At 63.0% G+C, this 8,558-nt stretch carries 3 protein-coding genes and 1 pseudogene; all 4 read left to right on the top strand.

Translation table 11 applies throughout. The features are described 5' to 3' along the window. Positions 1-253 precede the first annotated feature (253 nt). The gene (locus tag ENSA7_RS27450) at positions 254-2,302 is read left to right on the top strand and encodes a baseplate J/gp47 family protein (protein WP_146158193.1); all 2,049 of its coding nucleotides are present in this window, start codon (positions 254-256) and stop codon (positions 2,300-2,302) included. 10 nt (positions 2,303-2,312) lie between these two features. Next, the gene (locus ENSA7_RS27445) at positions 2,313-4,712 is read left to right on the top strand and encodes a hypothetical protein (RefSeq protein ID WP_106092320.1); all 2,400 of its coding nucleotides are present in this window, start codon (positions 2,313-2,315) and stop codon (positions 4,710-4,712) included. Between the two features lie 10 nt (positions 4,713-4,722). Then, positions 4,723-5,226 (top strand): annotated as a pseudogene (locus tag ENSA7_RS46185) (DUF6519 domain-containing protein); the annotation flags it as partial. Positions 5,227-5,553: 327 nt separating this feature from the next. After that, a complete protein-coding gene (locus ENSA7_RS27440; RefSeq protein WP_146158191.1) occupies positions 5,554-8,541 on the top strand; it encodes a right-handed parallel beta-helix repeat-containing protein in 2,988 nt (995 codons plus the stop codon). Positions 8,542-8,558 lie beyond the last annotated feature (17 nt).

The raw sequence follows: 8,558 nt of genomic DNA, 5'->3' as shown, positions 1-8,558 counted from the left end.
TCCCCATCCCCATCCCCATCTGTCTCTCCCGCGACGCAAACATCGCCCTGACAAGCTAGTCCCGCGAGACATTGCCCCATATTACACCCGCAATCCAACTCTCCGACATTACAACTTTCACTGCCCACAGGATCTGTGCCGCCACAGTTCATGAGTGCGAGCGAGAGCAACAAGAGTATCGATGGAGAGTGACGACGGTCCGACATACCGTGCAGGCTAGCATTTCGCGCTTCCCCCCTCAATGACACCGACCATGCGACAGTTAGAACTCACTGAAACGTTCGCAGCCCTGATGGGCGCAACAATAGCCTGCCACGAGGAGCGTGAGCCACCGCACGCTGAAAATATCTCGGGCACAGGGATCTCGGGCTTCACTCAAGCCTTGGTGGCGACGAATGTCCACGGCCTCTCTGGTACCGTCGCTGCCTCCTCGAGTCAGGCCGTCTTCGAGGGCGACCTCCATCCAAGTGAACGCGGAGTATGGACGGGGGCGGACGTCCTCAGTGCTGAACTAGGAGTCCCCTCTTCGACTTCCTCACTGGCAGAGGATTTCCGTGCCTTTGTACATTACTCCGCAAAAACACTGCAGGCGACGGTGATCGGAAAACTGGAGAACAAGGGCGACTATCACACTGGACCGAGCATCAACGAACTCGGTGACTCAACAAGCACTAAGAAAAGCTGGCCCATTCTTGCAATGGCATCTACGGCGGGTCTCGAAAAGCTGTCCGGCCTATCGTCCTATTTTTATCAAGGACAAGCCAAAGATGAGACCAAGACTTATCTTGACGGCGTCTATTCTCACATCGTGAGGGGCGACGTGATACTCGTCGAGCAGGGCAACATTCTAATGCCATCGGTCGTAACCATGGCCACAGTTGAAAAGCGGGATATCTCGGATAACAGTTCGCCACCGATCAACGTTCCAATAACAACGCTCATATTCTCGCCGGCCGCCAAGATTGGATACGGAAGCGACAAGGCCAAGATCCGCATATGGTTCAACGCCCGGAAGGCCGGCGTCCTCGAGCGTATCCCCACCGCGACGGTCAAGCTCACCGACATCCTCAACAAGCCCCGCCCGATCACCGCCACCACCCCCAACAGGCTCCCGCTCACGAACGCCGACATCATCATCGAGGATGCCGAGGGCACGGCCCTCTCGGCCAAGGGGCACCTCTACAACAGCGGCAGCACCACCAAGGTCAACATCACCGCGATCACGACCGACGGCTTCTCGGGCGAACTGGTCAAGCCGATCACCTTCCACTGGGGCCTGACCAAGGTCACCCGGGGCCAGACTGTCGCGCGTGAGCTCCTCGGCGATGGCGACGCGACCCAGAGCTGGCAGAGCTTCACCCTCGCCAAGTCCCCGCTCACCTACGTCACCGATCCCTACGCCCCCAACGGGCGCCGCGCCGAGCTCGCTGTCTGGGTCAACGGCATCAAGTGGCGGCAGGCGCAATCCTTCTATGGTGCCACCGCCACCGATGAGATCTACGTCGTCAAGCACGACAAAGACCACAACACCCAGATCATCTTTGGCGACGGCGAGCTTGGTCTCCGGCTGCCCACCGGCCCCGGCAACGTCATCGCCACCTACCGCTTTGGCGTGGGCGGTAACGTCGATGCCAAGACGATCAATCGCCTGGTCAAGCCGATCAAGGGCGTGAAGTCGGTGACCAACCCGCTGCCGGCGACCGGTGGCGAAGATCCACCGACCCCCGAGCAGGCCCGTGAGCAGGCGATCCAGAGCACGCGCGTGCTCGGAAGGCTGGTCTCACTCCCAGACTTCGAGGTCGAAGCCGCGCGCTTCGGCGGCGTGCTGCAGGCCAAGGCCGAGTGGGCCTGGGATCCGGTCCGCGAGGATGCAGTTGCCAAGGTCTGGATCGTCGCCCCGGGTCCCGGCGATCCGTCCCCTGATCTACAGGCCTACCTGGAGGCTCGCTGTGAGCCGGGCACGCTCGTGCGTGTGGAGAAGGCCGCGTCCTGGGGTGGCCCGCTGTTCGTCGATCTCGAGTTCGATCCGGACTATCTCCCCGATCAGGTCGAGGCCGCCGTCGACGAGCGCCTCTATGACTCAGACAAGGGCCTGCTCGCGCCGCGCAACGCACCGATCGCAAGGTCGCTGTTCCGCAGCCAGCTCTACGCAGCCATCCATGAGATCGAAGGCGTCCTCGCGGTTCGGGGCTTGAGCTACGGCGGCGAGCAAATGCCGGCCGCCGTCCCGGTCCCCGAGGGCCACTACTTGGCCATCACCAAGTCCGGTCCATACACAATCACGACGCTGTCCCCGACCTGAGGTACCAAGCATGCCGACCGAAGCAGAGACCACCGCCCTCGTCGCCCAAGACGGGTTTGACGAGTACTACACCGAGAAGCTGTGGAACTGGATTCCCGGCCTCTACCACGAGCAGGACGCCAACACTCCGACACCTGGCACCCTGCGCGAGATCGTCGAGTCCATGGGCGCGCAGTCGGCCGACCTGCGCCGCAGCCTCGACCGAATCTGGGAAAACTTCTTTGTCGAGCTCGCCGACGACGACGCCCTCGAGGCGCTTGGCGAGATTGTGGCCACTCGCATGGTCCACGCGCTCAACCGCAGGGCGCGGCGCGTCGACGTGGCGCGGACGATCTACTACCGCCGCCGCAAAGGCACGCCGCGCGTGCTCGAGAGCCTGATCACCGACATCACTGGCTGGGCCGGGGCCCACCTCGAGACCCGAAGGCGGCTCGGCCGGACCTACCATCTGCTCGAGCCCGGACCCGACACGGCGCGTGGCATGTTCACTCGTACGCCCCGGGGTGGTTGGGCTGATCTTCGCAGCCCACGAATCCCCGCGCTGGGCTGGAGCGCCTTCGAAGAGCTCAATCACACTCCGGACTTTCGTCGGTACCTGGGCAAGTCGGGGCGCGTTGGTATCCCCCGGGTCAATGTCCACCTCTATCGGGCCCGCGCGTTCAAGGTCACTTATCCCACGGTCGTGCAGATCGGTGACACTCCCACCCCGGAGCTCGAGGCCTGGCAGTACGCGCTCGATCCCTCGGGCCGCGCCGTCGCTCTGTTCCAGCCCGCGGATCGCCCAACCGCCGATAGCTGGACCCGCATGCGCGAGTGGCAGATGCCCAAGGCGATCGACCGCCGGCTCCTCGACCACAGTGAGTTCGAGTGGGGCGACGATGAGCTCGCCGCGCTCGCTGCGGGCGGCGTCGGTGACCCAACCATCGCGGTGCTCCAGAAGTACGCCAACTACCGGATCTCCAGTTTTGGCGATCTCGTGCATCTCATCGACGCGCTTGGCGGCGCGGTGACGATCCCCGACGCCGACCTCTTCATGCGGACGGTCATGATCTCGGACTGTGGCCGCAGCCAGCTCTATGGCGAGAACCAAGCGCTGGCCCTGAACATCAACACCGACAACGCACAGACGCCCCTGTCACTGACCCGCGAGATGATCCAGGTCGGCAACCTCGACGAGTGGGGCACGAACTGGGACTTCGCCCGCGTATTCGATGTCAGCCATCCAGGCCACGCGCTGATCGTCGATCCTGCCCGCGGAACGGTCATCAGCCAGAGCACCGACAGCGCCAACATGATCGCGCCGGTCCTTCACTATGGCTTCCCTGGCGAGGTTGGGGCCGGCACCTACGATCGGCGTGAGTCCATCGAGCTCAGCGGCGTGACGCCGCTCGATGACGGTGGCGACGATGTAGGGCGCGTGACCGTGCTCCTCGATCCGACCAACGGCGTCGAAGAGCTGGTCAACAACAAGACCTTCGAGGTCGACCTCGCGTCTGACCTGACGGAGGTCGAAGACTACCGGCTGCAGGCCAAGAACCTCACGCGCTCCTACCTGCTCTATTCCAACGACACCGCTGGCGAACTCACGAGTTGGACAATCAACGCCGCGACCAAGCTGTTGCCCACGGACCTGCGCTGCCTGGTGCTCGAGGGTCTGTGGATCGGCCTCGAGGACAGCAGCGTCGACACGACGCTCGCACCGGTCACGGCGGTCGAGGGACGCTTGATCCTGTCCGGCACCTGGGACCGCGTCGAGATCAGCCACTGTACCCTGGACCCTGGCGGCGAGCTCGTGCCCGACGACGAGGGTCTGACCAAGGCCATCCAGTACGTGACCCTCGAGATCGCCGGATTCATCGAGGAGCTGATCATCGACCGCTCGATCGTCGGTCCGATTGTCGGGACCAGCGAGGAGGTTGACGGCTGCGCTGTCGGCAAGCTCACCATTCGGGACTCGATCGTCCTGGCCACCGATCCTGCCGTTATCCAGGCGATCGACATCAAGCTCGGCGAGATCCACATGGAGCGCTCGACGGTCATCGGGGGCGTCACCGCGAATCGCATCTACGCGTCAGACAGCCTGATCACCGGGGCTGGGATCATCACCGACCGCCAGCATGGTTGTTTTCGCTTCAGCGCCGGTGTACAGGGGGGATGGCCGCACCCGTACGAATCCTACCTCTTCTCACAGTTTGACCCCGTGTGGTTTGAGTCCGCCCGGTTTGGAGACTCGAACCTGCTTCGCTTGACCGAGCTCGCGCCCGCCGAGATCCAGACCGGGGCCGAGAACCACTGTGAGATGGGCGTCTGGAACCACCTATTCGACGATATCAAGCGCGCTGACCTTCGGGCCAAGTTTGGCGAGTTCATGCCTTTTGACCTGATCATGCAACTGGTGACCGAGAACTGAGAGAGCAGCCATGGCCAACCTCGACACAACGCGGCACCTCGCGATCCCAACCAAGCACTACGTCTCGGCCCGCATGCAGCAGGGTCGTAGCTTCGCTGACTCCGACTGGAACGAGGGTGTCCAGCTCGAGGCCGAGGACCTTCGCCGGACCCTCGCCGAGCTGATGTGCGCCCACGGCAGCAGCAACGCGGGGTTCTCGGTCACGGACGTCACCAGCGACATCGTGCTCTCCTTCGCCGATAGCAGCATCTTTAGCACGTACGACTTCACGCTGCGCGCGGGCACCCTGTACGCCGGAGGGTTGCGCTTTCAGATCGACGAGCCTCACGAGACCTTCCTCGGTCAGCTGGACTGGCTGCGAGTTGGGCACAGTCAAAGTCACTTACCACCGAGTCGACCAAGCGCGAGCGCGCTCGTGCCCACGGGCGTGATTAGCCCCGAGGTCGTGGGCACACCCGCTCGCTATGATCTGGTCTACCTCGAGGCGTGGGAGCAACCCGTCACCGCCGTCGAGGATGCCGAGCTGCGCGAGCGAGCCCTCGGCGGTCCCGACACCAGCGTGCGAATTCGCCGTATGCGGCGGATCCATGTCGCAGCAGACATCGGCGTGGGCGATCCGCCCGCGGCCTTCGAGCAGCTCCAGGCCAACCTCGAGGCTACCGGTACGGGCGTGTTTCAGGGTGGCACCCTCGAGTTCGCGTCCGCGGCACGGCTCACCGTCACCCCGATCACCGAGCCCGGCGAGCAGCCGTGCGGGCCCACCCCGCCAAGCGGGTACATCGGTCACGAGGACCGGGCGATCCGCGTCGAGCTGCGCGGCGCGACCTCGATTGTCTGGGGCATGGGCAACGCCGCGCCGCTCTATCGCGTGTCCATAGGTGTCGGCGGGAAGATTGTCACCTTGCTCAATCGACCTCGTGACAAGCGGCTGCAGCCCAAGGCCGGACAGATCATCGAGCTCATCCCCTGGGGCTCAAAGCTGCCGCACGGGGAGACCGCCGCAGAGATGACGGGTGAGCTGATCCGAGTCGCCAAGAGCTATGATCCGGCGACCGGTCAGCTGGTCCTCAGCGAGGCGCCGACGACTTCATTTGTCACCTGGCAGACCCAGCAACGCGGGGAGTTCAGCGGCGTCGACACGACCAGCCCCAGCCATGTGTACATGCGCTTGTGGAGCCGCGGCGGAGATCTCGAGAGCGACATCCTGCTCGACATTGCCAACGTCCCGGTGCCGCTGGGCAACACGGGGCTGCAAGTACAGCTCACTGGTGCCGGGCAGGTTGGTGATTACTGGATTATCGCCGCCCGTCGGGCGACCCCCGAGCAAGTCGTGCCCTGGGAGCTGCTGACCAGTCAGGCCCCCCATGGCCCGCACCGCTACTACGCACCGCTGGCGGTCATCTGTTGGGAAGCTCCGCTTCGCTACATGACCGGGCCCCAAAAGGACGAGTTCGAGCCCAGCGAGATCGCGGCGCTGCAACTGAACCCTCAGCTCGACGACTGGGCCGTATGGGGGCCGGTTCGGGCCAACATCCTCGACGCGCGCCGCCGACTGCAACGGCTCTGCTGCGGCTGCGGGACCATTTTGGTGGGCGATGGGATCGTCAGCCACGGCATGGTCGACTCGATCGACGATGCGCTCGCGCTCCTGCCCGCCGCGGGAGGTCGGATTCACCTGTTGCCTGGACTGCATGTGGGTGAGATCCGGCTCGAGTCCGTCAAGAACATCACCATCAGCGGGTGCTCGCTGGAGAGCCAGATCGTGACCGACACACCGGTCGCGCTGGGCGCCAGCTTGGCTGCGCAAGGCGACCCGGTCATCGAACTCGTCGACTGCGAGAACATCGTCCTGAAAGACTTCGTCGTACGCGCGACCTCGGCGGTTGGGATCAAGCTGAGCAACGAGATTGCGGTCAATCGCAATATCCACATACAAGGCATTCGGTTCCACGCGATTGGTCAGTGGGTGGGCATTGTGGCCTTTGCTCTCTCGCGGTCCGCGATCCTTGGGCTCGGCGGCAAGCGCATTACGATTGAGAACTGCCGAGTCGACGTCGACGACAACCTCAACTACGTCCCTGCGATCGTCCTTGGCGGTTCCGACATCAGGATCATTGGAAACCACATCGAGGCTGGACCCATTGGGGTCGCGCAGTCAATGGGTGGGCTTCAGATCCTCAGCTATTCGCAGCATGTCGAGATCACCGACAACCTGATCCGCGGAGGCTGGGGACACGGCATCTCGCTGGGTCACCTGATCAACGTGGACGTGTCCGGTCCCGGTCCCTACCTGACCCTGGATGCCGAGACGAGCTGGGCGAACCTCGACCGCACGCTTGGAGACGCCATCAGCAACCTGCGACAGTACCAACCAGGCCTGTTGCCCGTGACGACCCAGAGCGACGAGTACTGGACACCGGGCGGCCCGGTCATCGGTGTCTGCATCCGCGACAATCGAATCTTCGACAAGGGCTTGTCCGGAATTTCCACTGGAGGCTTCGTCAACACTCAGGATCCCGGACGAGTGCGCTTCATCGTTGCGATCGACATCGAGATTCATCGCAATGAGATCGTGGGCAACATGCAGGTCGACAGCCTGGGCCTCACGAGTCTCAATCGCTTTGACGCTTGTGTTGGCGGCGTGTGCCTGGCGGCCGTGATCAACCTCCTGGTCCACGAAAACCGGATCATCAACAACGGCGTTGACTATGACACCCCGACCGTCGGCGTCGGTGTGGTCACCGGACAAGGCGTCGTTCTCCACGACAACGTGATCGCCGACAACGGCATCGCTCACGACACGGTCGACACCGAGATCACCCACGTCGGACTTCGCGGCGGCATCGCGTTCGCTGAGGTCGTTGGAACTCGCGGCTATACCTTTTTGGACGCGATCCCCGGCGTCACCGTCGATGTGCCGGACTTTACGCTCTACAGCAACAACGTGGCGCTCACCGTGCGCAAGAATGAGATAAGCCAACGCGTTGGCAAGGTGGTGTGGGTGCTGTCGGGGTTTGGGCCGATCGTGGTGCAAGAAAACTGTTTGCATGGTCTCGGCGACCCGGTCACGAGTGTCGGTGTCGAGAACTCCGAGATCTGCTATACAGCCGCGAACCCGCCTCCCCTGATATTCACGGCGCAGGGCGCCTGCGTCGAGATTCGCGGGTACGCGAGCAGCCCACTGGTGGACTACGGCACAGGCATACTTCCAGGAATAACATTCGGCGACACCGATCCTCCCGTTCGCTTCGAGGGCGGCCCGATCGAGTTCGACTCGAACGAGGTCTCCTTGAACTGGCACTGGGAAGATGGCTACGCATGCTCGGTGCTGCTCTCGAGCCTGGACACGGTGAAGGTCACCAACAACGTCATGTCCGTGAACATGAACAGCACCCATATCCCAATCGATCCTGGAGGAGATGAAGATGAGCCTAGCGACATAACCTTTCCGGTTGACGCCGCCGCTGAGCCACCGCCAGAGGGGATGTCCTATCTCTTCGTCAACTGTTGGGCAGGTGCATCGTCCACGGTGCAGGCAACCGGCAACCGCTTTGAAGAGCGGCGCTTTGACTGCATGTTCTCCTACCTCGGCGCCCACGCAGCGGCTTTTGGTGAGAGTGATCCAGACATCGACCTCACGAAGACGAACCATGCCTCGCTGACGATGATGAACGTGGGCTCGCACTGCATGGTCGCACCAAATCCCGGCGGTGGGCCACCGAGCATCATCAACACGGACAATGTATCGGTCTACGAGGTTGTGATGGGGTGCCCCAGCACAGGTAACGACACCATTTTCGGCGCTAAACAGCGAGTGTGCATCATCTAGTGCGCCTTGCGGACTCG

This window comes from Enhygromyxa salina (genome assembly GCF_002994635.1).
GTDB lineage: Bacteria > Myxococcota_A > Polyangia > Nannocystales > Nannocystaceae > Plesiocystis > Plesiocystis salina_B.
This window is presented reverse-complemented; position numbering and strand designations above follow the sequence as displayed.